This is a genomic window from Pantoea sp. B270 (genome assembly GCF_018726825.1).
Classification (GTDB): domain Bacteria; phylum Pseudomonadota; class Gammaproteobacteria; order Enterobacterales; family Enterobacteriaceae; genus Pantoea; species Pantoea dispersa.
In genome coordinates this window covers 2,637,722-2,662,184 of record NZ_JAHCSX010000001.1, presented here as the reverse complement: position 1 = coordinate 2,662,184, position 24,463 = coordinate 2,637,722, and the positions used below count along the sequence as shown (strand labels likewise).

The window sequence follows — 24,463 nt, the reverse complement described above, 5'->3', positions numbered from 1 at the left end:
TTAAAAATAATGTTATTTCTTACAAATCACAGACGGATTCGCATTATTGCCAATCACATAACGCACATTCTGCAGACGATAAATCCAGCCGTAATTGACATGGCCGGGCGCCAGTCCGGCGGAGATATAGCGCTCAATATTCTGTGGTGAGGCGCGATTGGCGAGATTGTAGGAGATAGCAGTGGTTTCGCTGCGCAGCGCGGCGCCGGAGAAGCTGTGGCGCAGTTCAAAAGAGACATCAACCGGTTCGCGGCGCTGCAGTTGCTGTTGTGGCGAGTAATAACTGATCATGCCGCTGTAATTGCCGGTGGCCTGAAACAGACTGTTTTGCACTTTCCACTGCCCGTGCGACACCACCAGCTGTCCCGCCTCTCTGGAAATCAGAATCGAATCCGCTTCACAATGAGGGATACGGCGCGACAGCTGATAAATCAGGATAGCCGCCAGTACCAGCGCCAGCATCAGTAATCCCCCCTGCAACACCCAGGTTACTCGGCGACGAAATATATGGCTGACCGACATAACGCATCCTTCTGCTCGATAGGGTTTTGACAGATAAACCAGCTGTAACGGTCAGCCAGCTTGGTGCGGTTGATATAAATGTGGCGTTCCTCTTCGGCCAGCTGGATAAAGCGCGCCATGCTGTCACTCACCAGCTGCAGATTTTGATCGATCTCTTCACGCTCGGTGGCGCTGAAGTCGTCCTGGATATACCACTGCCGGCCCTGCACGTGGCGATAGGGTGCATAGGTCACAGTCACCACGTCGCGAATCTCCAGCACTTTAATGCCGAGTAAGGCCAGCACCAGTAACAGCACCGCGCTGATCAACATGCCGATTAACACCAGCCCGGAACGGCTGCGTGGTGCCGCAGCGGTCGTTTGCTCCGCCACGGTGGCGGTGGCTGGCGGCTGCACCATCACCGGCAGCGGCGACGTGTGCACATGAGTGGTCACCAGCGGCTGAATACGTGCTTCCGACGCAATGCGCGCTTCTTCTACGGCTTCAGCCAGCGGTAAACAGGCTTCCACCCGCACCGACTCATGCAGCCGGTAGCCCTGACGATGAACGGTGACAAAGGTTTCTCCTTCAACCCGCAGTTGCAGAAACTGCTTACGCAGCATCGATAGCATCTGGCGCAGCGAGTTTTCCGTCACGTGCACCCCCTGGCTACGCCAGCCTTCATCCAGCAGCGTTTCGTGGCTAATGACCTCACCCGGCTTTTGCAGAAACAGCGCCAGGCAGCGTGCGCTGCTCTGGTTGAGCAGCAGCTCGTTATCATGCCGATCGCGCAACAGGCGCCGATCCGGGTCAAACGTGATATGTTGATTTATCAACCACATAACAGGCACTCAGGGATAGTTCAGATAAAAAGTAGCAATCGCCGATACGTTGCCAGGCTCAATGGTGCGCTCGGCAATCGCGCTCGCCGAAGCCTGCAGCCAGGCACTGAACTGCAGCTGGTTGTCGCCCTGCTGCAGCGGAAAATGCATCACGCCGCGGTTAATGGGCACCAGCTTTCCGTCCGCATCACTCAGGCCAATGGCCACGCCTTTGGCACCGGCATCACCGGCCAGCGCCAGCAGATCGGGCTGCTCGGCATCGGCAATGCCGTTGAACACCAGCTCGACGTCTTTACCCAGTTCGGTATCACAACCGCTCAGACGCATCACCAGCGGACGCGCCGGCGTGCGCGGATTCTGATACAGCGATTTCGCGACGATATCGCCAAAGTTGAGTTCCAGCTGCTGCTGTTCCGGTTCCAGCGAACAGGGTTCCGCCACCAGCGTGCCGTGCAGCTGCATCTCTATCGCCTGTGCCGGTGACACCAGCAGCCATCCCAGTACCAGCATTACGCCCGCTCTCATCGCCTCTCCTTACTGATATTCCAGCAGCAGCGCCGCGCTGGCGGTGAACTCCCCACCCTCCAGCGTCACGCCCGGCTGCTGTACCGGCACCGCGCCGAGATCGAGTGTGCCGGGGAAAACAATCGGCAACGTGCTGTTGACCGCCAGCGGCTTGCTGGCCAGATAAAAGCGAATACCCAGCGCACTCACACTGCTGAGCAGCGCGCTGCTGTCGAAACCGGAAGCGGTACCGGTCAGACGCACCTGCAATGCCGCACCCGGATCCTCGGTGCACTTGACCGGTATCGCCTTACGCTGCAGATAGTTGACGCCATCGATCTTTTTCACGCTCAGCGCATCGCCAAACTCAATCATCAGGCTCTGGTTGTCATTCAGCGTGCAGGGCGGATTCTCAATCAGCGTACCGTGCAGGCGCAGCTCCACCGCATGCAGCGGCCAGCAGATGCACAGCAGCAGGCTACCGATCAGCAGCCTGCTGTAATACTTCATCAACGGAACAAGTCGATGCTTAGTCATAGTTCACCTGTAACTGACCGCTGGCTGACCAGGCACCCGGCTGCAGCGGCAGCGCGGTGCGTTCCTCAACCGTCAGCCAGCTCAGCACATTGCTGCCGGCGCTGAGCGGCACGCGCAGATTGCGGAAGGTGGGCGGCAGCGGCTGATGGTTCTCATCAAACAATTGCAGGCCCACGCCGTCAGAGCCCTGTACGCGAATCAGCTGCGGGTCGGCCAGGCTTTGCGGGGCAAAAAAGTCGATGCTGATGGACGGCACATGTTGCAGCCATAGCGGATCGGCGACATTGCGGATACTGTACGGACAGTCCTGCAAATGCAGCGTTAACGCCTGCTTCATCACCTGCTCGCCGACCTGTTGCAGCGCGGCGGTCGGCGTGGTATCGAGGCCAGCCGCCTGATCATTGTTACCGACGTCAAGCCAGCATGGACTCTCCTGCAGCGCGCCATACACATGCACCACGCCGTTGGTTGCCGCCTGCAGAGTCGGGCTCAACAGCGTCAGCACCAGCAACAGCACACGCATCGCTTACTGCTCCACCTTGTTACTGACGACGCTGCAGCTGTCGCCGGCACACTTCAGCGCCAGCGTTGGACGGCCGCCGTAGTCGTTGATGTAGGTTAATAGCGGCGCGCTGCCCAGTTCTGCTGCGTTCACGCCCAGATCGATACTGGTTTTTGGCGCGACCATGACCGGTTCAAAGCTCTTCTTCAGCGACTGGCCTTTCGCTGGCTGTGCATCCACCAGCGTAATGAAGTAAGGCGTGGGATTATTCAGCTGGTAGCGTGCACCCTTGCGCGTCAGCGTCAGTTTTTCCTGCCATGGCGTCACCACTGACGGATTGCTCACCACGATCGCTTCCGGGCGATAGAACAGCTTGATACGCGTCTGCAACGCGATTTGCAGCACGTTGCTCTTCTCGCTGCGCGGCGGGATTTCACGCATGCTGAAATAGAACACCGATTCACGATCCTGTGGCAGCGCCTTGATGGCTGGCAGCGCCTGCACTTTCACCACGCTGCGTTCGCCCGGTTCGACGCGCTGCACCGGTGGCAGCAGCACCAGCGGTGACGTAATTTTTTTACCGCTGCTGTCTTCAATCCAGCCCTGCGCCAGATAAGGCAGCTGCTTGTTTTCATTGCTGATATTCAGTGAGACGTTTTTTTCGTTACCGTTAAAAATGACCCGGGTGCGATCAAGCGCAATCGCCGCGTGAGCCTGCAGCGATAGCGTCAGCGTGGAGAGCAGCAAGGCGCCGCTCAGCGTTTTTACCAGCATGATTAACTCTTTCCTTACGTTGAAGAAGCAGGCGCGGCGCGGCGCGTGCAAAGTAATAACAAGTTCTGTCCTTCGTCGAGCAACTGCTGCGGCAGAGGATCGGGTAATGCCAGCTGACACTGGGTTTCGCCGTTCCAGCGCACATCCATGCTGGCACCGGCCTCAATGCCACTCAGCCATACCAGGCCGTCATCATCCAGAATGCCCACTTCGCGTCCGTTACTCTGGACGCTGGCACCAAAGGGCGGCCAGCTACCATCTTCCAGCCGGATGGCGGCCATGGCTTTGATGCCTTTAATCACACCAAAACGCCGGTAACCGATGGCACCTTCGGTCAGGGTGATCTGGGTTACCGGGCGCGACGCTTCCACGTTGTCGGCCAGTCCGGTGACATCGATACTGGCGGTGTTACGGTAGTAGCTGTTCACATCCGAAATCACCGCTTTGCCAAAGAAATTGGTATACGTGTTACTGCCACCACCGTTGACCGGTACGCCGGAAACGCCATCGGTATCGACCATCAGACGCGTGCTGCCGGGCATACCCAGCCGGTGCAGCGCCGCGCCCTGCGGCGTGAGCGTTAAACCGCCCTGCAGTGACAGGCTGGCGCTGCGGTACTGACCCTGCTGCGCGCTGGCGCTGGCCGTCATGCTGGTCAGACTGCCCTGATGACTGTAAAACCCGCTGAACGACTGACGGCGATCGTTATTGAGGCCGGCGCTCAGGCTGTAGCTGTTGTTACTGTCCAGCCGGTCATAAAAACTGGCCGAGTGGGTGGTTTGCTTACCGCTGGTTTGCTGGCTGTAGCTCAGGCTACTGTCACCGCCAATCGGCATACTGAAGTTGAGGTAAACGCTGTCATCGTTTTTGCCGTTATATTGCGTCCGGTTGAGCGACAGACTTAAACTCAGATTCTTAAACCGGCCGACATCAAAGTAGCGCGAAGTGGAAAAGCTCCAGCGATCCAGCGGGGCACGATCCCAATAGGTCTGATGGCTGTAGCTGAGGTAACTACTCAGGTTCAGGCTGCGAAAGTGCTTGTTGAGCGTAATGGTGTAGAGCTCTTTGCTGTTAGAAACCTGCTGGTTGCGATAACGCGCGTCGAGATACTGCGGCAGACTCATAAAATTGCGCTGCGAAAAACGGTAGCCGGCAAACGTCACCTGACCATCAAGTTCCTCGAAGCGTTTGGAATAGCTCAGGCGATAAGAGCCGCCGCTTTTGTTGCCCTGCTGCGGCAAGCCAGCCTGAGACTGGGTGGCATCAAACGAAATGGCGCCCAGCAACAGCAGATCGCGTCCCAGACCCATCGATAATGCTTTGTAATTGCCGGCGGCCAGCCCGCCGCCGTACATCGACCAGCCGTTACTGATCCCCCAGGAGAATTCGCCGGTGGCAAACGTAGGCCCCTGCGTTTTGTGCTCTTCGCTGCCCGGTTTGCCGCTGGCGAATTTGTAACGCACGCGGCCCGGACGGGTCAGATACGGGATGGTGGCGGTATCGACGCTAAAGGTCTGCACGCTGCCGTCCTGCTCCTCGACGCGCACGTCAAGCTGGCCGGAGACGGCATCATTGAGATCCTGAATACGAAATGGACCGGCAGCCACCTGCGATTCATAAATCACCCGTCCCTGCTGGCTAATGGTGACTTTGGCGTTGGTTTTGGCGATACCGGTTACTTCCGGCGCATAGCCACGCAGGTTGGGCGGCAGCATGTTGTCATCGCTGGTGATCGCCGCACCAAGATAGCGAAAGCTGTCAAACATGCCGGAATCGAGATAGTTCTCGCCCAGCGTGGCTTTCGCCTGGAGAGAAGGCAGCGGCCGATAGGCGTAAAAGCGTGTCCAGGTGAATTCCTGGCGATGGCTGCCCGTGCCACGATTTTGCTGCATCTGCCAGTCCGCACGCAGGCGCCAGGCACCGGCGTTAACGCCACCGGTGCCGTTGCCGCTCACACTCTGGCTTTTAGCGCCGTATTGCGCACGCGTAGTGGAGGCAAACAGGTTGTAATCCATTAACAGGCCCGGGACGCCGTTATCCCAGCGCGACGGCGGTTCCCAGTTGGCGGCGCTGTACTCCAGCCATGCCTGTGGAATGGTGATGTTGAGGCGAGATTCACCCAGATTGCCGCGCACCTGCATACCGGAGATGGAATCCACCGCCAGACACTGGCCATCCTGCAGCCACGACGCGTTTTTCAGCACTTCCGGTTTCAGCGCCAGTTTATCCACCATTTCGGGTGTCAGGCAGGGCAGACTTTCATTCGGCGCATTTTCGGGCGCGTAGTAGCGCACCAGCATTTCCGGAATCTGTGTCTGGTTGACGCGCAGCTCCATCATGTATTCGCCCGGCATGATGTAGCCAGCCTGAGCAAACTGCGACAGATCGATGTTTTGCCGATCGTTGAGATCAAGAATATCGGTGTTGAATGACACTGCACCGGCAGCGAAGAGCGGAGCACTGTAGCCGAGGGCTAACATTAACGCCACGCTGAGCGGCGTCAGCCTGATACGCTGCCTGCGCGCACATGAGGCTGGCGCAGTTAATGAAGCCTTTTTCATGGCAAGCGGTGTCCGTAAACCGTGAAAGATCAGTTGTAATTAATGTGAAAACGAATCGCGGCGGCGTAACTCCCGCTGTGCAGTTGCTGCTGGTTGCTGACCAGCGTGAGCCGATAACGCAGGTCGTGCTGCTGCGTCAGATGCTGATCGATCGGCTGCGCCTCACCGGGAGCAATGGTGTTGCCCTGCGTATCCGTAATCATCAGCTCTACCCCTTTGGCATCGCCATACACAGCAAAACGCTGCTGACCCGGCGGGCCATCGTGGTCAAAGGTGATAGAAAAGGTGCGTGCCACGCCTCCCGACGCGCTGTACTCCACCGGACAATTCACCAGCTGGATAGAGAAGGGAAAACCCGGCCCTTTACCGTCACGCTGCAGGCGCGCCAGCGGCAGCACCCCCATCGCGATGGTTTGTTCAGCATCATCGACCTTAATGGCGCAGGCACCCTGATGAATGGCGCCGCGTAACGCAACGCGGCCGCGGTCGATCAACTGTTCGGCGCGGCAGTCATTGATGAAAAGCACCGATGCCGAAACTATCGCCGCAGGCATAAAACGACTCATCGCCGCAGTTCCTTAAGCGAAAAGATAGAGTGGCGGGCCAGGAAGCCCGCCAGTCTCTGACCATTACTGATAGTTCAGTGCGAAGTCAGCCACGCTCTGGAATTCGCCCGGGACGATAGTCTCAGAAGCGCCGCCACCCTGCAGGAAGGCTGCGAAGGAGAGCTGGTTGTTGCCGTCCATCAGTTTTTGCGCTGGTGTCGCGGTACCCAGTTCAATTTCGGTATCGCCGAAGTTAATGCCGATCGCCGCGCCTGATGCAGTACCGGTGATGGCCAGTTTGCCCGGGATAACCTGAGAGCCAGTACCGGCAAAGGTCACGGTCACTTCTTTCTTCGTTGCGGTGTCGCAGTTTTCCAGTTTGATCTGGAATGGACGCGGCGTAGAACGGCCACCGTCTTTCAGCGCCAGGTTGGAAATCTGACCCAGCTCAACCGTCTGATCGACTGAACCCGGTTCGATGGAGCATGGCGCATCAACAATCGCACCTTTAAACGTCACAGTACCGTTACCTTCACCTGCTGCCATCGCAGAACCCGCCACCAGAGACATAGACAGACCTAAAGCCACAACGATTTTGTTCATGTTCATTTGCTGATTTCCATTTAGGTGAATAAAACAAGGAGCGCGTTCTGCGTCGGTCTTATTCAATTTGCTGTGTATAGAAAAATTTAATTACTTATATTTTTCCTGATGGCCGTCCACATCATTTTTGTGGTTGTCGTCCTCAAGTGGTGCCAACGATAGAGATCAATTTTGCCCTGCGCAACGGTATTTTCGTTATATATGATCAAAAACAACACTCACAAATCCATTATGTTTTAACGGTTATTAAAGCCATTTAAATCAATGGATTGACACAATTCACAGCTTTGCATCAGTGTTTTAATGATTTTAATCAAGGGAAAAACCCTGCCCGTTCACAAGCTGGCGATAATTAACGCAGGTCAATTCACGCAGTAGCTATTTTTTCGCCAGATTAAAACGTTATTTATCTCTGCATTCACAACCTTGATATTTTTATCGCCTGAAAACATCGGTAAATAACAATAAACGCGATTGTCAAAGGCCTGGCGCCCTGCAGTGCGTTTACGCCTATCATGCCGGGAGCACCCTCGCTATAATTCGAAGAACATTTCCTGAATGAGTAGAAGCTTATGATCCGCAGTATGACCGCATACGCCCGCCGTGAAGCCAAAGGCAGCTGGGGCAGCGCCGCCTGGGAACTGCGTTCCGTCAACCAGCGTTACCTCGAAACCTATATCCGCCTGCCGGAGCAGTTTCGCAGCCTGGAGCCGGTGATTCGCGAACGCATCCGCAACCGACTGACGCGCGGCAAAATCGAGTGCAACCTGCGCTTCGACGCCGATGCCAGCGCCCAGGGTGAGCTGCAGCTGAATGAGTCGCTGGCTAAACAGCTGGTGCAGGCGGCGAACTGGGTGAAGATGCAGAGTGATGAAGGCGCAATTAACCCGCTGGATATTCTGCGCTGGCCGGGCGTGATGACCGCGCAGGAGCAGGATCTGGACGCCATCAACGCGGAACTGCTGGCGGCGCTGGATGGCGCGCTGGACGATTTCATCATTGCGCGTGAAAGTGAAGGCAACGCGCTGAAAGCGCTGATCGAACAGCGACTGCAGGGCGTGACCGAGCAGGTCAGCAAAGTGCGCGCGCAGATGCCAGAAGTGCTGAAATGGCAGCGCGAGCGTCTGGTGAGCAAGCTGGAAGAAGCTGAGGTTCAGCTGGAGAACAATCGCCTTGAGCAGGAACTGGTGATGATGGCCCAGCGTATTGATGTAGCCGAAGAGCTGGATCGCCTCGATGCGCACGTAAAAGAGACTTACAACATTCTGAAGAAGAAAGAAGCCGTCGGCCGTCGCCTCGACTTTATGATGCAGGAGTTCAACCGCGAGTCGAACACGCTGGCGTCGAAATCGATCAATGCGGACATCACCGCCTCGGCAATTGAGCTCAAGGTGCTGATCGAGCAGATGCGCGAGCAGATTCAGAACATCGAGTAACGCTTGTCTCTGTAAAGCCCTGCTCAGGGCTTTATCTTTCCTTGCTAACAGCAGCCATTACGCCGGTTTGTATAGCGCCTGGTTGCTGGATCGCACGGTTTTACGGCCTGCCGCAGGTATGCGGTGAGATTTTGCTGCACACCGTAGCCATAGGGTAAGCCTGATTGAGCTATAACGCTTCCATATAGACACAATAGTGTCTGAGCATGGCTTTTTTAGCGTCAAATGGACATTACTGTGTCTGAAACTGGCTTGCAGAAGCTACCAGTTGCAGTGGTAGACCAATATTTAATTTTCGCAATGTAAGGATTATTGCCTGAATGATGAACAACTGTGTCTGTTACTGACCGAAAATGACATATAAATCTGGCCAGCCAATCCACCAACCTATTGTTTTTAAGCAGTTTAAACCCAATCCGATTTCATTCTCACGCCAGTTAGTGCACGATCCATCAATCATCTGAATCCTGAAGATTGCAGAGTTTACATCACTTATACGGCACTATTTGCTAAAGTGGCGGTCGTAATAACTACAGTTGTACCGCACCGGGAACCATGGACCGACTTCTTCGCGCGTTACATTCACTCCTGACATGAAGGCGCTATGAAGAAAACCGGGCAGTTCTGTTCCAAACTTTTGCATCCCCGCTACTGGTTTACCTGGTTCGGGCTGGCAGTGCTCTGGCTGCTGGTGCAGCTCCCCTATCCTTTATTAATCCGGCTGGGTGCGACAGCGGGCCGGCTATCACGCCACTTCCTGAAGCGGCGCGAACGCATCACGCGGCGTAACATCGAACTCTGCTTCCCGCACATTAATGAAGACGAGAAAGAGATGATGATTGCCGGCAATTTTGAGTCGCTGGGCATGGCGCTGGCGGAAACCGGCATCGCCTGGTTCTGGTCCGATGCGCGCGTGCGGCAGCTGTTTCAGGTGCACGGCATCGCCAATCTTCAGCATGCGCAGAGCCAGCAGCGCGGCGTGATGGTGATTGGCGTGCACTTTATGTCGCTGGAGCTGGGCGGCCGTATTACCGGACTGTGCCAGCCGATGATGGCGATGTATCGCCCGCACAATAATCAGGCGATGGAGTGGGCGCAAACCAAAGGGCGCATGCGATCCAATAAAGCAATGATTGATCGACGCGATCTGCGCGGCATGGTTCAGGCGCTCAAACAGGGAGAAGCCGTCTGGTTCGCGCCGGATCAGGACTACGGCCCGAAAGGCAGCGTGTTTGCTCCACTGTTCGCGGTCGAGAAAGCGGCCACCACTAATGGCACCTTTGTGCTGTCGCGGCTGGCGAAACCGGCGATGCTGACCATCGTGCTGATTCGTAATGCGCGCAAAGACGGCTATCAGCTGATCATTCAGCCGCAGCTGGAAAACTACCCGCATGATGATGAAGCGGCCGCCGCGGCGTACATGAATCGGGTGATTGAGAAAGAAATTCTGCGCGCGCCTGAGCAATATCTGTGGCTGCATCGCCGCTTTAAAACCCGTCCGCCAGGCGAAGCTTCACTTTACGTCTAACCGGCGCTCGTGAATGATAGTCCGCACCAAGACATAACCTGCGGACTATTATAATGGAACACTCTGAGACAGCAGGCTGGCTGCGACCGCTGCACGCCGACCAGCTTACGCCCTACCTGGAAGTTGATGCTGCGCGCCTGCAGCGTAACCTGCAACTGATGCAACAGAAAGCCGATGCCGCCGGCGTCGCGCTGCGTCCCCACATCAAAACTCATAAAAGCGTCTGGATCGCTGAACAGCAGCACCAGCTGGGTGCGCGCGGCATTACCGTGTCGAAACCGAGCGAAGGCGTGGCTTTTGTGCTCGGCGGGGCACGCGATGTGCTGCTGGCCTATCCCGTGGTGCACGCCGCCGCGCTGACCGAACTGCTGCAGCTGGCGGCACAGCATCAGGCACGCATTACCTGCATCGCAGATTGCGCGGCGGGCGTGAGCGCCATTGCCGCCGCCCATCAGCAGCAGCCGGACTGCGCGCTGGCGATCGCCATTAAAGTGGATGTGGGTCTGCATCGCGTTGGCGTCGATCCGCATAGCGATAGCGCGCTGACGCTGGCGCAGCAGATTGTCGCCAGCGGATTGCCCTTCGCCGGGCTGATCTCGCATGCGGGTCATGCGTACGCTGCGGGTCATGCCACGGCGATAGCTGAGGTGGCGCAGCAGGAGATCGCGCTGATGCGTGACCTGCAACGGCGGCTGCTGGATGCCGGTTTTGCCCCTTGTCCCGTCTCGGTTGGCTCCACGCCCACGGCGCTGGCGGCACCGGTAGCCGCCGGCAGCGATGAAATTCGTCCCGGCAATTATGCCCTGCTGGATCTCACCGCCTGGCGTCTGGGCTTGTGTGATGCGGATGCGCTGGCGTTAACGGTCGTGACGCGCGTGGTGGCCGTTAATCCTTATTACGCCATCATTGATGCCGGATCCAAAATGCTGAGCTCGGATAAAGGCCCGCACGGCACCAATGCCAGCGGTTTCGGCATCGCAGTGGACGAGCATGGCCATCAGTATGAAGTGCAGAAGTTGTCGGAAGAGCACGGCTTTTTAACCTATGGCGAACATGCGCCTGCAGTTGGCGCCCTGCTGCGCATCTTCCCTAACCACAGCTGTGCGGTGGTGGCGCAATCCGATCGCTTCGTGCTGCGTCAGGCCGACGGCAGCGCCGAACCGCATGACATTCAGGGCCGTGGCCGTTTTATCTGACAGAAAACGCTGTTGCAGCACACTTCCGTCACCGGGCCGTTTGCAGTCCGGTGACCTTCAGTTAAGGTGACAGGCGATGTTTCAGGTTTAATTTGTCGTTTACCTGCCCCGCGGAGGCTCCATGCTGCCATCTCAGACAGTGACGCTCACCATTCCCCGTAACTGGTTAGATCTGTACGAAACCATCTGGAAACCCGAATGTTTTGCGAAGTGGGCCAGCGGCCTGAGCAGCAGAACGCTGACGCAGGAAGGCCAGTACTGGAAAGCGAAAGGCCCGGAAGGCACAGTGAAGATTCGTTTTACTCCCTATAACCCGTTTGGCGTGATGGATCACTGGATCGACACCGGCAGCGGTAAAGAGATTTATATGCCGATGCGGGTCATTGCCAACGATCAGGGGGCCGAAGTCGTCATGGTGGTTTATCGCCAGCCGCTGATGTCTGATGAGAAGTTCGCCGGGGATGTTGCCTGGGTAAAACGCGATCTCGAGCGTCTCCTGCATCTGTTAACCCATTAGAATCAATGCATTATCCCACCAGCCGCCCTTTATACTGCGCTGGACGCAATCGCGAAAAAGCGGCATTTTTTTCGCGCAGCGGTGTTTAACTGTTTCACCGCGCGCAAAGCGCATTTTCGCACCATTCACCAGTCTGGCTAAAGCGTCGTAACCGGGAAAATTCCTGGTCGTGCCGGACTGGCGAGAGCTGAGTGCTTCTGATTTATCTCTGTTTTTTCCTGTGCGCTGACTTGTTCAACTTTGCAGCACCATAAAAGGTGGAAAAGGACTAATAAATTGTAAAGACCAGAACTTATATATTCACATCCATATTCTGAAACCATTTATTCCTGCAGTCGATTTATAGGAGTTTTCTTATGGTGTTAATTTAAATAAAACACGGTATAACTCCTTCACACACAGCAGTACTTAATAATAAAAACAGCAGGGACATAACATGGATCGCTCAACCTATCCTTTGTTATCTGAAAAAGAATTTGTTGAGATCGCCAGACGGATATTGGCCGGGAAATATAATAATGCAAAAGGATTTTATAACGATCTCGCGGATTTCCTCCTGACCGGAGGAGATACCGCGCAGACGCCACAACAATTACGCGCCAGGGGCATCATTTTATTATCAGAGCATCACTTGATTAACAGCATCGCAACGTGGCCGGCCCTGAAAGGTATCTCAGGACTGCGACAGGAAGCGCTGCATTGATGTGATCTGTACTCTGGGCCGCCGCCCGGGTGAACCCTTAATTGCACTGGTACATGTACCATAATGAGCAGAGTATGGCGATACGCGAAAGAAATCTGGCCAGCGCCAAATGGTCAGTGTTGTCATCCATAAAAATCGTTGGCATTGGGGTATTACAGCTTTCACTGCTGGCGCAAATCCTGCAGGCAAATGAGCTCAATTTGCTCGCGATTGCCGTAGTGATCTTATTAGTGATTGATACACTAGCCGATCGCGGCTTCGGTAACGCACTTATTCGCTATCAAAGTTTAAATAACAGCGAACTCTCGACGCTTTACTGGGGTAATGTATTAAGCGGTCTATTTATTTTTGCCGCGCTGTTTATCGGCAGTGACATTTACAGCCGAATAATGGGACAGCCGGAACTGGCAATTATGCTGGAGATGATTTCCGTCATCTTTATTATTATTCCGCAGGGGCAGCACTATCGCGCCATCCTGCAACGGGAAAAACAATTTACGCGCATTGCCTTTACGGAAACGTCTTCCGTGCTGGCAGGGCTGGCGGTCACGCTGTTTACCGTGTGGCTGACGCCGTCAGTGCTGTGCGCCATCTGGGGTTACCTGGCGATGGTTTCCATCAGAATGCTGATCTACTGCTACTACGGACGTCCCTGGTTCCAGCCGGAGTACCGTTTTAGCCTGAAAGCTTTCGCCGCAGTGCGAGCAAGAAACGGATAATAACAACAAGTCTGTATGGTGGGCTCTGGGCATCTGCAAGATGCGTTCGCGTGCTGGTTACCAGCACGCTTTTTTCTTTTTATGCTTCCAGTAACTCTTCCAGCGAATGATAAGCCAGCTCGCTCAGCTTGCCATTGCGGTGCAGGCGCAGCCATCCCACCAGCATGCGCAGCTCGTCAATCACCATAAACAGATCGGCCATGTCGTTTTTGCTTTTCACCTGCAGGCGGGTTAACGCATTTAGCTTGTGTGCATTCACCGTTTTATGGCTGATACCGAGCCGGTTACCAATCTGCTCCGTGTTGTAGCCCCACGCCATCATCAGCAGCACCCGTAGCTGCCGGTCCGGTAGTAGAATGTCAGCCCCCTCCTGCAACTGCGGTATCCCGCCGGCGATACAGGCCAGCAGGCAACGACGCAGCGCGGTGTGTGAGGACTTTAAATCGAGGACGCTGAGTCCGGGCAGATAACGACTGAGAGCGTGCATCATCGGCAACAGACGTCGGGTCAGCACCAGCATCTGCATGGCCGGAAACTGCTGCTGCAGCGCATACAGCACTTTGAAGGTGCCAGCCAGCGGCATATTCTCGTGAAAAATAAACACCAGTAACCGCGGCCGCACTCTTTCACACTGCGAGATGACGGTACTGAGCGACCAGAGTTCATGCACCCGGCAGCCCACCGGTAACGCTGATAGCAGGCTTTCCAGCCCGAGTGCCGCCAGCTTATCGGAGGAGTAATAGAGGATGTCTTCGCTGTGTTTTTTCATGCCTGTCCAGAGTTGCTGCACGTCGCGCCCGTAAATGATGAGCCTGAATGAGCAGGCATTAATCAGGTACGACACATCATCGGCGAAACTTAAATCAGGGCCGATCCGCCGTCTCGCATCATTTTTATTGATGCGAAAACACCGGCTGACAACCGCAGTTCCTCTGTAACAAGCCCATCAGCAGGCTCGCCATCAGCATGGCTAATCCGAAAACATTTTTTTAGAAAATCTCAGTGGTCTACACTCTGGGAAATCTTTAGCCTTGCCGCCAGTTTACTGGAGTGCTCTATGTTATTAACCGTCCTGTACATCATTGGTATTACCGCCGAAGCAATGACCGGTGCGCTGGCGGCAGGCCGACGCAAAATGGACCTGTTTGGCGTCATTATTATTGCGTCGGTCACGGCGATTGGCGGCGGCTCGGTGCGCGATATTCTGCTGGGCCACTATCCGCTCGGCTGGGTGAAACACCCGGAATACATCATGATCGTCGCGGCGGCGGCCGTGGTCACCACCTTTGTCGCGCCGCTGATGAATCATCTGCGTAAAGTGTTTCTGGTGCTGGATGCGCTGGGTCTGGTGGTGTTCTCGATTATCGGCGCACAGGTTGCGCTGGATTCCGGCCATGCGGCGATCATCGCCGCCATCGCCGCAGTCATAACTGGCGTTTTTGGCGGCGTGCTGCGCGATATGTTCTGCAACCGCATTCCGCTGGTGTTCCAGAAAGAGCTGTACGCCGGCATCGCTTTTGCCTCCGGCTGGATGTATATCCTGCTGCTGAAAACACCGCTGGCGCATGAAGTGGTGGTGATCATCACGCTACTGTTCGGCTTCTTCGCCCGCCTGCTGGCGCTGCGCTTCCGCCTCGGTCTGCCGATTTTCAACTACCCCCACCCCGAGCACTGACGGCTGCGCCGGGATATTCTGCTGCTGCAGAAAGTGAATCAGCGACTGCAGGCGCGCATCCTGCAGCATCGTCACCAGCCGCTGTGCCAGTACGCTGCCGATACCCGGCAGCTGCTGCCAGCTGTCGGCTGAACGCGCCAGCAACTGCGACCACTGCGTATCGGGCAACGCCTGTAGCGCCGTGCGCGGCAGCGGTAAGCCCAGCGCGCTGATCCAGCGGCGCAGCGGCTGCTGGCGCGTCAGGTTAAAACGATGCCAGATCTGCCGGGCGCGTACGGTGGAGATGCCCTGTGCCTGCGCAATCTGCTCTGGCGTGAGCGTCAGCCAGGAGAACAGGTGGCTGACGCTGCCGCCGTCCAGCAGGCGCTGCCAGCTACTGCGCTGCATGCCAGCAATATCCAGTACCGACTTATGACTTAGCCAGCTGAGACGCGACAGAAACTGCGCGCGACACCCTGCGCTGAAGTGCAGGCAGCTCAGCGGATTGAATGCGTCGTCCTGCGGCGGCGACGGATAGTCGCGCTGCGCCACGCGCCAAATCACTCGTTCCAGCCGCGGAATACCCAGCCCGGCCAGCGACAGCGTGACCTGATCGCCGGCGATCACATCCCACTGCTTCCAGCGACGCAGCGAGCCCAGATTGACCCGCCGGACGGTTTTATCCTCCAGCTGCACCGGCTGCAGGTTCAGCACCACGGCAATTTTTCCGGTGCGTCCGACGTTGAAATCCACCGACAGCACCTCGCTGCTGACTTCGGCAGGCTGATATTTCCACGCGGCCGACCAGCTGCCCTGTCCGGGCTGCCAGTCGCGCCCGACGCGCTGCGGTGACTGGTGAATCACCACACCATCAGTGACAAAAGGCAGCGGCTGGCGATACCAGCGCTCACGCCAGGCCGCGACCTCCTCCTCATTGCTGACCTGGCGGCTCCACTGCTGCGTCAGGGCAAAGCCCCACTGCGTAAGCTGCGCCAGCCGCGCCTGCATCATCGGCGGCCCATCCGGCCATGCCCAGATAAACACACCAATGCGCGACAGCAGCGGACTGGCTTCGCGCCGCATCATGGCGCCCGCCACCTGGGCGCGCGCATTCTGACCGCCGTCGCGCGCCTGCTGGTGATCGGTCATCGTCAGAAACAGTTCGCCCTGTAACACCACTTCCGCACGGTCGGTCGCGATATGCCGCGGGATCGCCGCAATGTGCGGTGCTTTCGCCAGCCACTGTTCACCGCGCAGTCCGTCGCCCCGGCTGATCAGGCCAGCCAGTTCGCCGTGGCGATACACCAGCGTCACCGCCACGCCATCGACTTTCGGCTGCACCCACAGTGCCGGTTTATCCTGCATCCAGTAGGCCACCGCCAGCTTGTCACGCAGCTTGCGCACGCCGGTATGCGCCACCGGGTGCAGCGTGCTGCCGTCGGTGCTGAGCTGTGCCGCATAGCCGGGCAACGCCGGCGTGAAGCAGCGCTGCCACTGCTGTAAGCGCTGCTGCAGGCTGTCGTAGTCGGCATCGCTTACCGGGCTTTGCCCCTGACGGTAGTAGGCATCATCCCAGTGGCGCAGCTGGTTGTGCAGCACGCCCATCTCCTGTTCAGCGCGCACCGGTGACCAGTTGGGACAGACCGCCATCCCATTCGCACATCCCGCCAGCAACATCGCACCCAGCCATCTCCATCCTTTCATCGTCGCCTCCTTTTTTGCTGATTGCAGCGTGCCGCGGTGAGTGACACCAGCGTTAAAAAGCCGATTGTGGAGCGAGGCTGACGGGTTTTTGTGCGAATTGCAGAAAGTTGCGCTGCCGCTGGAGGGCGCGCACAGAAAAAGAATTGCCGCGTGCGGGCGGCAAACGCTGCGTGCTGCGCTTAAGCCGTGTATACTGTGCAGGAAATCGACTCCGCTCTTTACTCAATTCAAGATAACCATGGCTCAAGGCACGCTCTATATTGTTTCCGCCCCCAGCGGCGCAGGTAAATCCAGCCTGATTCAGGCGCTGTTAAAGACACAACCGCTGTACGATACGCAGGTGTCTGTTTCTCATACCACCCGCGGCGTGCGCCCCGGCGAAGCGCATGGTGAACACTACTTTTTCGTCTCAAAGCCTGAATTCGAACGCATGATCGCCGAGGATGCTTTCCTTGAGCATGCGGAAGTGTTTGGCAATTATTACGGCACCTCACGCGCGGCGATTGAGCAGGTGCTGGCGACCGGCGTTGACGTGTTTCTCGACATTGACTGGCAGGGCGCACAGCAGATTCGCCAGAGAATGCCGGCCGCCCGCAGCATCTTTGTTCTGCCGCCGTCCACCGAAGAGCTGGATCGCCGCCTGCGCGGCCGCGGTCAGGACAGCGAAGAGGTGATCGCCCGCCGCATGGCGCAGGCAGTGGCAGAAATGAGCCACTATGCCGAATACGATTATTTGATTGTTAATGATGATTTCGATCTGGCGCTGTCGGATCTGAAAACCATTATTCGCGCAGAACGTCTGCGTATGGGTCGCCAGAAAGCGCGACATGATGCTTTAATCAGCAAACTATTGGCAGTCTGAAGTCACTTTCAGTATTATGCCCAGTCATTTCTTCATCATCTGTGGAGTAGCACACCTATGGCACGCGTAACCGTTCAGGACGCAGTAGAGAAAGTTGGTAACCGTTTTGACCTGGTGTTGGTCGCTGCACGTCGTGCACGTCAGATGCAGGTAGGCGGCAAAGATCCGCTGGTTCCGGAAGAGAACGATAAAGCCACCGTTATCGCCCTGCGCGAAATCGAAGAAGGCCTGATCACCAACCAGATTCTGGATGTCCGTGATCGTCAGGAACAGCAAGAGCAGGAAGCCGCTGAGTTACAAGCCGTTACCGCTATCGCTGAAGGTCGTCGTTAACAGCACTCTGCAGGTCAACCTTGTATCTGTTTGAAAGCCTCAATCAGCTGATTGAAAAATACTTGCCTGAGGAGCAAATCAAGCGCCTCAAGCAAGCTTACCTTGTCGCACGTGATGCCCACGAGGGCCAGACACGCTCCAGCGGCGAACCCTATATCACCCATCCCGTTGCGGTTGCCTGCATTCTGGCCGAGATGAAGCTCGACCACGAAACGCTGATGGCGGCGCTGCTGCATGATGTGATTGAGGATACGCCCGCCACCTATCAGGACATGGAACAGCTGTTCGGAAAAAGCGTGGCCGAGCTGGTAGAAGGCGTTTCCAAGCTCGATAAGCTGAAATTCCGCGACAAGAAAGAAGCGCAGGCTGAAAACTTCCGCAAAATGATCATGGCGATGGTGCAGGACATTCGCGTCATCCTGATCAAACTGGCTGACCGCACGCACAACATGCGCACGCTGGGTGCGCTGCGTCCGGATAAAAAACGGCGCATCGCGCTGGAAACGCTGGAGATTTACAGTCCTCTGGCGCACCGCCTCGGTATTCATCACCTGAAAACGGAACTGGAAGAGCTCGGCTTTGAAGCGCTCTATCCAAACCGTTTCCGCGTGATTAAAGAGGTAGTGAAAGCGGCGCGCGGTAACCGTAAAGAGATGATTCAGAAGATCCTGTCGGAAATCGACGGGCGTCTGCAGGAAGCCGGCATTCCGTGCCGCGTCAGCGGACGTGAAAAGCATCTCTATTCGATCTACCGCAAAATGCACCTGAAAGAGCAGCGATTTCACTCGATCATGGATATTTATGCCTTTCGCGTCATCGTGAAAGACCTCGATACCTGCTATCGCGTGCTCGGTCAGATGCACAGCCTGTACAAACCGCGTCCCGGACGCGTGAAAGATTACATCGCCATTCCCAAAGCCAACGGCTATCAGTCACTGCACACCTCGATGATCGGCCCGCACGGCGTGCCGGTTGAGGTGCAAATCCGTACCGAAGATATGGATCAGATGGCGGAGATGGGGGTGGCGGCCCACTGGGCTTATAAAGAAGCCGGCGAAAGCGGTACCACCGCGCAAATTCGCGCCCAGCGCTGGCTGCAAAGCCTGCTGGAACTGCAGCAGAGCGCTGGCAGCTCGTTTGAATTCATCGAGAGCGTAAAATCCGATCTGTTCCCGGATGAGATCTACGTGTTTACGCCGGAAGGCCGTATCGTCGAACTGCCCGCTGGCGCCACGCCGGTGGATTTCGCCTATGCGGTGCACACCGATATCGGCCACGCCTGCGTCGGTGCGCGCGTCGATCGCCAGCCGTATCCGCTGTCGCAGGCGCTGACCAGCGGCCAGACGATTGAAATCATTACCGCACCTGGCGCCCGGCCAAATGCCGCGTGGCTCAACTTTGTGGTGAGCTCAAAAGCGCGTGCCAAAATTCGCCAGCTGCTGAAAAACCTCAAGCGCGAAGATTCCGTTAACCTCGGTCGTCGTCTTTTGAGCCACGCGCTCGGCGGCAGCAAAAAACTGGCCGAGATTCCGGCGGAGAATATTCAGCAGGAACTGGAGCGTATGAAGCTCTCCAGCATCGACGATCTGCTGGCGGAGATTGGCCTTGGCAATGCCATGAGCGTAGTGGTGGCGAAGAACCTGCTGCAATCCGGCAGCGAACCGTCATCTGGCAGCAGTAAGCGCAGCAAAAAGCTGCCAATCAAGGGCGCTGATGGCGTACTGATCACTTTCGCCAAGTGCTGCCGTCCGATTCCTGGCGACCCGATTGTCGCGCACGTCAGCCCCGGTAAAGGTCTGGTGGTGCATCACGAATCCTGCCGTAACATTCGCGGCTACCAGAAAGAACCGGAAAAATTCATGCCGGTTGAATGGGATAAAGTGACCGATCAGGAGTTTGTCGCCGAGATTAAGGTGGATATGTTTAACCACCAGGGCGCGCTGGCCAACCTGACCGCGGCAATCAATACCGCAGGTTCGAATATTCAAAGCCTCAATACCGAAGAGCGTGACGGCCGCGTTTACAGCGCCTTCATCCGCCTCACCGCGAACGATCGCGTCCATCTGGCCAATATCATGCGTAAAATCCGCGTGATGCCGGACGTGATTAAAGTTCACCGTAACCGTAATTAGTGCATGAACGCTCAACGTTTTGCTCGTATCCAGGAGATGCTGGCCATGCGCCAGCACGATCTCACCGTCTGCATGGAGCAGGTGCATAAGCCGCACAATGTCTCTGCGGTGATCCGCACCGCCGACGCCGTCGGCATCCACGAAGTGCACGCGGTATGGCCCAGCGTGCGTATGCGCACCATGGTGTCCGCGTCGGCGGGCAGTAACAGTTGGGTGAAGGTGAAAACCCATCGCCACATTGCTGATGCGGTGCGCCATCTGAAAGATCGCGGCATGCAGGTGCTGGCGACCCATCTGTCAGACAAAGCGGTCGATTTCCGCGAGATCGATTACACCAAACCGACCTGTATTTTGATGGGCCAGGAGAAAACCGGCATCACCGCTGAAGCGCTGGCGCTGGCCGACCGCGATATCATCATTCCGATGGTCGGTATGGTGCAGTCACTGAATGTCTCCGTGGCCTCCGCGCTGATTCTGTATGAAGCCCAGCGTCAGCGGCAAAACGCCGGCATGTATCGCCGCCAGCACAGCCTGCTGGACGAGGATGAGCAGCAGCGTCTGCTGTTTGAGGGCGGGTATCCGGTGCTGGCGCGCGTAGCGAAGCAGAAAGGCCTGCCCTATCCGCACATCAACGCGCAGGGCGAAGTCGAAGCCGATGCCGCCTGGTGGTCCACCATGCAAGCGACGGGTAAAAAATGAAAGGCCGTCTGCTGGATGCCATTCCGCTCAGTACCCTGACCGGCGTCGGCGCCAGCCAGGCGGGTAAGCTGGCGAAACTCGGCCTGTTTACCATTCAGGATCTGCTGCTGCACCTGCCGCTGCGCTACGAAGACCGCACCCAGCTGTACAAAATTAACGATCTGCTGCCCGGCATCTGGGCGACGGTGGAAGGTGAAGTGCTGCACAGCGAAATCACCTTTGGCCGCCGCCGCATGCTGGTATGCCAGATCAGCGACGGCAGCGGCGTGCTGACGATGCGCTTCTTCAACTTCAACGCCGGCATGAAAAACAGCCTGGCACCGGGCCGTCGCGTCACCGCTTATGGCGAGATCAAACGCGGCCAGCGCGGCGCCGAAATCATTCATCCGGAGTATCGCGTCCAGGGCGAGCTGGGTGGCGTTGAGCTGCAGGAAACCCTGACGCCGGTCTATCCCACCACCGAAGGTATTCGCCAGGCCACGCTGCGCAATCTCACCGATCAGGCGCTGACGCTGCTGGAGAGCTGCCCGATTGCCGAGCTGCTGCCGCCGGAATTGAGCGGCGGTCTGATCAGCCTGCCAGAGGCGCTGCGCACCCTGCACCGGCCGCCGCCGGACCTGCGCCTGAGCGAGCTGGAAACCGGCCGTCATCCGGCGCAGAAGCGTCTGATTCTCGAAGAGCTGCTGGCGCACAATCTCAGCATGCTGGCGGTACGCGCCGGCGCGCAGCGCCATCACGCCCTGCCCATGCCGGCACGCCACCAACTGGTGGATAAACTGCTGGCTGCACTGCCATTCTCGCCCACCGCGGCGCAGCGGCGCGTGGTCGCAGAGATTGAGCGCGATCTGGCGCACGACTTCCCGATGATGCGCCTGGTGCAGGGGGATGTCGGCTCCGGTAAAACGCTGGTGGCTGCGCTGGCGGCGCTGAATGTGATCGCCCACGGCAAACAGGTGGCGCTGATGGCGCCGACCGAACTGCTGGCTGAACAGCACGCCAGTAATTTCCGCCAGTGGTTTGCGCCGCTTGGCGTAGAGGTTGGCTGGCTGGCCGGAAAGCAGAAAGGCAAAGCGCGCGAAGCGCAGCAGGAGGCGATTGCCAGCGGTCAGGTGGCGATGGTGGTGGGCACGCACGCGCTGTTCCAGGAACAGGTGAAGTTCAACGGCATGGCGCTGGTGATCATTGATGAGCAGCACCGTTTCGGCGTGCATCAGCGGCTGGCGCTGTGGGAAAAAGGCGAAGAGCAGGGTTTCCATCCGCATCAGCTGATCATGACCGCCACCCCGATTCCGCGCACCCTGGCGATGACGGCCTACGCCGATCTCGATACCTCAACCATTGACGAGCTGCCGCCGGGCCGTACGCCGGTGACCACGGTGGCAATTCCCGATACCCGCCGCAGCGACATCATCAGCCGGGTGCAAAGCGCCTGCCACGAGGGCCGTCAGGCCTATTGGGTGTGTACGCTGATCGATGAATCCGACGTGCTGGAAGCGCAGGCGGCGGAAGCCACCTGGCAGGAGCTGAAAGTGGCGCTGCCGGACCTGCAGGTTGGTCTGGTACACGGGCGCATGAAGCCCGCGGAGAAGCAGGCGGTGATGGCGGCGTTCAAGGCCAACGAAATCCAGCTGCTGGTGGCCACCACGGTGATTGAGGTTGGCGTGGATGTGCCCAACGCCAGCCTGATGATCATCGAAAACCCGGAACGGCTTGGTCTGGCGCAGCTGCATCAGCTGCGCGGACGCGTTGGCCGCGGTGCCGTCGCCTCACACTGCGTGCTGCTGTATAAAGCGCCGCTGAGTAAAACCGCGCAGAAACGCCTGCAGGTGCTGCGCGACAGCAACGACGGTTTTGTCATCGCCCAGCACGATCTGGAAATTCGCGGTCCGGGTGAACTGCTCGGCACGCGCCAGACCGGCAACGCCGAGTTTAAGGTCGCCGATTTACTGCGCGATCAAAGCATGATTCCGGAAGTTCAGCGCGTGGCGCGCCATATTCACCAGCATTATCCTGAACAGGCTCAGGCGCTGATCGAGCGCTGGCTGCCGGAAACCGAGCGCTACAGCCACGCTTAATCCGCCTGCGGCTGACGATCCACCGCCATAAAATCCCCGACGAAGCGCTGTAACAGGCGCGTTAACTCAGCGCGCTCTTCGGCTGGCCAGTCAGCGAACAGTTGCTGATAGATCTGGGTGCGCGCCGCGTCGATTTTATCCGTCATCGCTTTTCCCGCCGCCGTGATTACCGCCTCATTGACCCGCTTGTCTCTGGCATTTTTCTGCCGCTGCGCCAGCCCCAGCTCTTCCAGCTTCGCCACCTGACGGCTGACGGTGGTGTAATCGCGCCCGGCGCGATCGGCCAGCTCGACCACGCCGAGGGGACCAAAGCGGCCAATCTGGATCAGCAGCGGAAACAGGGCGCGATCCAGCTGGATACCGGACTCTTTTATCAGTAATTCATCGCGTTGCGGACGATTAAAGGTGCCGACGATCATCAGCAGCGCATTGTGCAAATCATCGAAGCCGGCATTATTATGTGTATTTTGCACGTTTTTCATTGACGTCATCCCAGAGCAGGCCTAATGTGTGCATATTACACATATTATCCGATGAACTGAAGGTGAAACATGAAAGCAGCTATTGTCAGTGCCGCAGGTGAGAAACCGGTATGGGGCGATTTCCCGCCACCGCAGGCCGATGAACAGCATGTGGTGGTGACGGTGAAGGCCGCCGCCATCAGCCAGCTGGCGAAAGCGCGCGCTGCCGGCTCCCATTACAGCGCCGGTAGCCACTATCCGTTTATCGCCGGTATTGATGGCACCGGCACGCTGAGCAACGGCGATCCGGTCTATTTTCTCGCCTTTAGCGCGCCGTGGGGCAGTATGGCGCAGCAGACCCGGGTGCCGGCTGCGGCGGTGGTTGCGCTGCCGCCGACGCTTGATCCGCTGCTGGCTGCGGCAATCGCCAATCCCGGCATGTCCTCGTGGGCCGCACTGACGCGTCGCGCGCAGTTTCAGGCGGGTGAAACCGTGCTGATCAACGGTGCAACCGGCACCTCCGGCGGGCTGGCGGTGCGCATTGCACGTCACCTCGGTGCCGGGAAAATCATCGCCACCGGCCGTAACCGCGCGGTGCTGGAGCAGCTGCGCACGCAGGGCGCGGATATCATCCTGACGCTGGATGAACTGCCCGGCGCGCTGCCAGCGCTGATGCAGCAGGGCATTGATGTGGTGCTGGATTATCTGTGGGGCCAGAGTGCGCTCGACATCATGCACGCGGCGGTGGCCGGCGGTGAGAAAACGGTGCGCTTCGTGCAGATTGGCTCGCTCAGCGGGCAGGAGATCGCGCTGCACAGTAAACTGCTGCGCTCATCCGGGCTGACGCTGATGGGCAGCGGACTGGGCAGCGTCTCTGACAGCGAACTGATCGCCTGTATTGGTGAGATGCTGAACGCCGCCGCTGAAAGTGACTTCTCCATCGCTTTTCAGCAGCGTCCGCTGAGTGAGGTAGAGCAGGCGTGGCAGCAGGATGACAGCCGCTGCCGCACCGTGTTTACGCTCTAGATCAATCGCAACTAAAAGTGGCATTGCAAACGATTGCTTTCACAACGCA

25 protein-coding genes are annotated in these 24,463 nt (G+C 57.5%); 13 read left to right on the top strand and 12 right to left on the bottom strand.

The annotated features are described in order from the left end of the window. Positions 1 to 12: 12 nt before the first annotated feature. The 9 genes from KOL70_RS12735 to KOL70_RS12695 form a co-directional block, all read right to left on the bottom strand. Positions 13 to 522: a hypothetical protein gene (locus tag KOL70_RS12735; RefSeq protein ID WP_127833493.1), complete on the bottom strand. Its 510-nt coding sequence runs from the start codon at positions 520 to 522 to the stop codon at positions 13 to 15. Beyond that, positions 489 to 1,343 (bottom strand): winged helix-turn-helix domain-containing protein, encoded by an 855-nt coding sequence (locus tag KOL70_RS12730; RefSeq protein ID WP_215480743.1) that lies wholly within the window; start codon positions 1,341 to 1,343, stop codon positions 489 to 491. Before KOL70_RS12730 ends, KOL70_RS12735 begins: the two co-directional genes overlap by 34 nt. A 9-nt stretch (positions 1,344 to 1,352) precedes the next feature. Continuing rightward, positions 1,353 to 1,868 carry a fimbrial protein gene (locus KOL70_RS12725; RefSeq protein WP_215480742.1) on the bottom strand — a complete coding sequence of 172 codons (516 nt, stop codon included), beginning with the start codon at positions 1,866 to 1,868 and terminating at the stop codon, positions 1,353 to 1,355. A gap of 9 nt (positions 1,869 to 1,877) precedes the next feature. Then, entirely contained in the window at positions 1,878 to 2,384 is a 507-nt protein-coding gene (locus KOL70_RS12720) for a fimbrial protein (protein ID WP_081035969.1), read from the bottom strand. After that, positions 2,377 to 2,907 carry a fimbrial protein gene (locus tag KOL70_RS12715; RefSeq protein WP_058771014.1) on the bottom strand — a complete coding sequence of 177 codons (531 nt, stop codon included), beginning with the start codon at positions 2,905 to 2,907 and terminating at the stop codon, positions 2,377 to 2,379. The genes KOL70_RS12720 and KOL70_RS12715 overlap by 8 nt, the downstream gene beginning before the upstream one ends. A 3-nt stretch (positions 2,908 to 2,910) precedes the next feature. Further along, positions 2,911 to 3,660 (bottom strand): fimbria/pilus periplasmic chaperone, encoded by a 750-nt coding sequence (locus KOL70_RS12710; protein ID WP_104094259.1) that lies wholly within the window; start codon positions 3,658 to 3,660, stop codon positions 2,911 to 2,913. Between the two features lie 14 nt (positions 3,661 to 3,674). Then, a complete protein-coding gene (locus tag KOL70_RS12705) occupies positions 3,675 to 6,221 on the bottom strand; it encodes an outer membrane usher protein (RefSeq protein WP_215480741.1) in 2,547 nt (848 codons plus the stop codon). A gap of 29 nt (positions 6,222 to 6,250) precedes the next feature. After that, the gene (locus KOL70_RS12700; protein ID WP_021507094.1) at positions 6,251 to 6,787 is read right to left on the bottom strand and encodes a fimbrial protein; all 537 of its coding nucleotides are present in this window, start codon (positions 6,785 to 6,787) and stop codon (positions 6,251 to 6,253) included. A gap of 63 nt (positions 6,788 to 6,850) precedes the next feature. After that, positions 6,851 to 7,375: a fimbrial protein gene (locus KOL70_RS12695; RefSeq protein WP_021507095.1), complete on the bottom strand. Its 525-nt coding sequence runs from the start codon at positions 7,373 to 7,375 to the stop codon at positions 6,851 to 6,853. Positions 7,376 to 7,941: 566 nt separating this feature from the next. On the opposite strand from KOL70_RS12695, the gene KOL70_RS12690 reads away from it, so the two are divergent. The 6 genes from KOL70_RS12690 (at position 7,942) to KOL70_RS12665 (ending at position 13,468) form a co-directional block, all read left to right on the top strand. Beyond that, a complete protein-coding gene (locus KOL70_RS12690; protein ID WP_021507096.1) occupies positions 7,942 to 8,805 on the top strand; it encodes a YicC/YloC family endoribonuclease in 864 nt (287 codons plus the stop codon). A gap of 604 nt (positions 8,806 to 9,409) precedes the next feature. After that, complete coding sequence (gene lpxP, locus KOL70_RS12685) at positions 9,410 to 10,333, top strand: kdo(2)-lipid IV(A) palmitoleoyltransferase (protein ID WP_021507097.1); 924 nt, start codon at positions 9,410 to 9,412, stop codon at positions 10,331 to 10,333. Positions 10,334 to 10,386: 53 nt separating this feature from the next. Beyond that, positions 10,387 to 11,529 carry an alanine racemase gene (locus tag KOL70_RS12680; protein WP_193751817.1) on the top strand — a complete coding sequence of 381 codons (1,143 nt, stop codon included), beginning with the start codon at positions 10,387 to 10,389 and terminating at the stop codon, positions 11,527 to 11,529. Positions 11,530 to 11,650: 121 nt separating this feature from the next. Beyond that, a complete protein-coding gene (locus KOL70_RS12675) occupies positions 11,651 to 12,046 on the top strand; it encodes a polyketide cyclase (protein ID WP_215480740.1) in 396 nt (131 codons plus the stop codon). A 436-nt stretch (positions 12,047 to 12,482) separates the two neighbouring features. After that, positions 12,483 to 12,749, top strand: a complete 267-nt coding sequence (locus KOL70_RS12670) for a hypothetical protein (RefSeq protein WP_021313935.1) — start codon at positions 12,483 to 12,485, stop codon at positions 12,747 to 12,749. A gap of 74 nt (positions 12,750 to 12,823) precedes the next feature. Further along, positions 12,824 to 13,468, top strand: coding sequence for an oligosaccharide flippase family protein (locus KOL70_RS12665; RefSeq protein WP_088516691.1), 645 nt, complete (start codon positions 12,824 to 12,826; stop codon positions 13,466 to 13,468). Between the two features lie 79 nt (positions 13,469 to 13,547). Here KOL70_RS12665 and KOL70_RS12660 read toward each other — a convergent pair whose 3' ends face one another. After that, positions 13,548 to 14,237 carry a LuxR C-terminal-related transcriptional regulator gene (locus KOL70_RS12660; RefSeq protein ID WP_058771006.1) on the bottom strand — a complete coding sequence of 230 codons (690 nt, stop codon included), beginning with the start codon at positions 14,235 to 14,237 and terminating at the stop codon, positions 13,548 to 13,550. Positions 14,238 to 14,525: 288 nt separating this feature from the next. Between KOL70_RS12660 and KOL70_RS12655 the strand changes: the two genes are divergently transcribed. Continuing rightward, positions 14,526 to 15,143: a trimeric intracellular cation channel family protein gene (locus KOL70_RS12655; RefSeq protein WP_031279636.1), complete on the top strand. Its 618-nt coding sequence runs from the start codon at positions 14,526 to 14,528 to the stop codon at positions 15,141 to 15,143. On the opposite strand, the gene ligB is transcribed toward KOL70_RS12655, so the two are convergent. Continuing rightward, complete coding sequence (gene ligB / locus KOL70_RS12650; RefSeq protein WP_058771005.1) at positions 15,057 to 16,826, bottom strand: NAD-dependent DNA ligase LigB; 1,770 nt, start codon at positions 16,824 to 16,826, stop codon at positions 15,057 to 15,059. The two genes, KOL70_RS12655 and ligB, sit on opposite strands and share 87 nt — an antisense overlap. A gap of 238 nt (positions 16,827 to 17,064) precedes the next feature. Here ligB and gmk point away from each other — a divergent pair, with 238 nt between their 5' ends. From gmk to recG, 5 genes are read left to right on the top strand one after another with little or no spacing between them, the layout of a single operon-like run. After that, positions 17,065 to 17,688, top strand: coding sequence for a guanylate kinase (gene gmk, locus KOL70_RS12645; protein WP_021507104.1), 624 nt, complete (start codon positions 17,065 to 17,067; stop codon positions 17,686 to 17,688). A 57-nt stretch (positions 17,689 to 17,745) separates the two neighbouring features. Beyond that, a complete protein-coding gene (rpoZ, locus tag KOL70_RS12640) occupies positions 17,746 to 18,021 on the top strand; it encodes a DNA-directed RNA polymerase subunit omega (protein ID WP_021314198.1) in 276 nt (91 codons plus the stop codon). Positions 18,022 to 18,041: 20 nt separating this feature from the next. Beyond that, a complete protein-coding gene (gene spoT / locus KOL70_RS12635; RefSeq protein WP_021507105.1) occupies positions 18,042 to 20,153 on the top strand; it encodes a bifunctional GTP diphosphokinase/guanosine-3',5'-bis pyrophosphate 3'-pyrophosphohydrolase in 2,112 nt (703 codons plus the stop codon). Between the two features lie 3 nt (positions 20,154 to 20,156). Continuing rightward, positions 20,157 to 20,852 (top strand): tRNA (guanosine(18)-2'-O)-methyltransferase TrmH, encoded by a 696-nt coding sequence (gene trmH / locus KOL70_RS12630; protein ID WP_031279638.1) that lies wholly within the window; start codon positions 20,157 to 20,159, stop codon positions 20,850 to 20,852. Then, the gene (gene recG, locus KOL70_RS12625; RefSeq protein WP_127833486.1) at positions 20,849 to 22,927 is read left to right on the top strand and encodes an ATP-dependent DNA helicase RecG; all 2,079 of its coding nucleotides are present in this window, start codon (positions 20,849 to 20,851) and stop codon (positions 22,925 to 22,927) included. The genes trmH and recG overlap by 4 nt, the downstream gene beginning before the upstream one ends. Here recG and KOL70_RS12620 read toward each other — a convergent pair. Next, on the bottom strand, positions 22,924 to 23,418 hold the full coding sequence (locus tag KOL70_RS12620) for a MarR family winged helix-turn-helix transcriptional regulator (protein ID WP_254185841.1): 495 nt from the start codon (positions 23,416 to 23,418) through the stop codon (positions 22,924 to 22,926). The genes recG and KOL70_RS12620 overlap by 4 nt on opposite strands. A gap of 60 nt (positions 23,419 to 23,478) precedes the next feature. Here KOL70_RS12620 and KOL70_RS12615 point away from each other — a divergent pair, with 60 nt between their 5' ends. Then, on the top strand, positions 23,479 to 24,414 hold the full coding sequence (locus KOL70_RS12615) for a zinc-binding alcohol dehydrogenase family protein (protein WP_215480738.1): 936 nt from the start codon (positions 23,479 to 23,481) through the stop codon (positions 24,412 to 24,414). The last annotated feature ends 49 nt before the right edge of the window (positions 24,415 to 24,463 follow it).

Excerpts from the sequence above, each read along its gene's own strand:
- trmH (WP_031279638.1), top strand. The coding sequence starts at position 20,157 with ATGAACGCTCAACGTTTTGCTCGTATCCAGGAGATGCTGGCCATGCGC.
- KOL70_RS12735 (WP_127833493.1), bottom strand. The coding sequence starts at position 522 with ATGTCGGTCAGCCATATATTTCGTCGCCGAGTAACCTGGGTGTTGCAG.
- gmk (WP_021507104.1), top strand. The coding sequence starts at position 17,065 with ATGGCTCAAGGCACGCTCTATATTGTTTCCGCCCCCAGCGGCGCAGGT.
- ligB (WP_058771005.1), bottom strand. The coding sequence starts at position 16,826 with ATGAAAGGATGGAGATGGCTGGGTGCGATGTTGCTGGCGGGATGTGCG.
- lpxP (WP_021507097.1), top strand. The coding sequence starts at position 9,410 with ATGAAGAAAACCGGGCAGTTCTGTTCCAAACTTTTGCATCCCCGCTAC.
- KOL70_RS12715 (WP_058771014.1), bottom strand. The coding sequence starts at position 2,907 with ATGCGTGTGCTGTTGCTGGTGCTGACGCTGTTGAGCCCGACTCTGCAG.
- KOL70_RS12705 (WP_215480741.1), bottom strand. The coding sequence starts at position 6,221 with ATGAAAAAGGCTTCATTAACTGCGCCAGCCTCATGTGCGCGCAGGCAG.
- recG (WP_127833486.1), top strand. The coding sequence starts at position 20,849 with ATGAAAGGCCGTCTGCTGGATGCCATTCCGCTCAGTACCCTGACCGGC.
- KOL70_RS12695 (WP_021507095.1), bottom strand. The coding sequence starts at position 7,375 with ATGAACATGAACAAAATCGTTGTGGCTTTAGGTCTGTCTATGTCTCTG.
- KOL70_RS12615 (WP_215480738.1), top strand. The coding sequence starts at position 23,479 with ATGAAAGCAGCTATTGTCAGTGCCGCAGGTGAGAAACCGGTATGGGGC.
- KOL70_RS12710 (WP_104094259.1), bottom strand. The coding sequence starts at position 3,660 with ATGCTGGTAAAAACGCTGAGCGGCGCCTTGCTGCTCTCCACGCTGACG.
- KOL70_RS12660 (WP_058771006.1), bottom strand. The coding sequence starts at position 14,237 with ATGAAAAAACACAGCGAAGACATCCTCTATTACTCCTCCGATAAGCTG.
- KOL70_RS12730 (WP_215480743.1), bottom strand. The coding sequence starts at position 1,343 with ATGTGGTTGATAAATCAACATATCACGTTTGACCCGGATCGGCGCCTG.
- KOL70_RS12675 (WP_215480740.1), top strand. The coding sequence starts at position 11,651 with ATGCTGCCATCTCAGACAGTGACGCTCACCATTCCCCGTAACTGGTTA.
- KOL70_RS12700 (WP_021507094.1), bottom strand. The coding sequence starts at position 6,787 with ATGAGTCGTTTTATGCCTGCGGCGATAGTTTCGGCATCGGTGCTTTTC.
- KOL70_RS12665 (WP_088516691.1), top strand. The coding sequence starts at position 12,824 with ATGGCGATACGCGAAAGAAATCTGGCCAGCGCCAAATGGTCAGTGTTG.
- KOL70_RS12690 (WP_021507096.1), top strand. The coding sequence starts at position 7,942 with ATGATCCGCAGTATGACCGCATACGCCCGCCGTGAAGCCAAAGGCAGC.
- rpoZ (WP_021314198.1), top strand. The coding sequence starts at position 17,746 with ATGGCACGCGTAACCGTTCAGGACGCAGTAGAGAAAGTTGGTAACCGT.
- KOL70_RS12680 (WP_193751817.1), top strand. The coding sequence starts at position 10,387 with ATGGAACACTCTGAGACAGCAGGCTGGCTGCGACCGCTGCACGCCGAC.
- KOL70_RS12620 (WP_254185841.1), bottom strand. The coding sequence starts at position 23,418 with ATGACGTCAATGAAAAACGTGCAAAATACACATAATAATGCCGGCTTC.
- KOL70_RS12720 (WP_081035969.1), bottom strand. The coding sequence starts at position 2,384 with ATGACTAAGCATCGACTTGTTCCGTTGATGAAGTATTACAGCAGGCTG.
- KOL70_RS12670 (WP_021313935.1), top strand. The coding sequence starts at position 12,483 with ATGGATCGCTCAACCTATCCTTTGTTATCTGAAAAAGAATTTGTTGAG.
- KOL70_RS12655 (WP_031279636.1), top strand. The coding sequence starts at position 14,526 with ATGTTATTAACCGTCCTGTACATCATTGGTATTACCGCCGAAGCAATG.
- KOL70_RS12725 (WP_215480742.1), bottom strand. The coding sequence starts at position 1,868 with ATGAGAGCGGGCGTAATGCTGGTACTGGGATGGCTGCTGGTGTCACCG.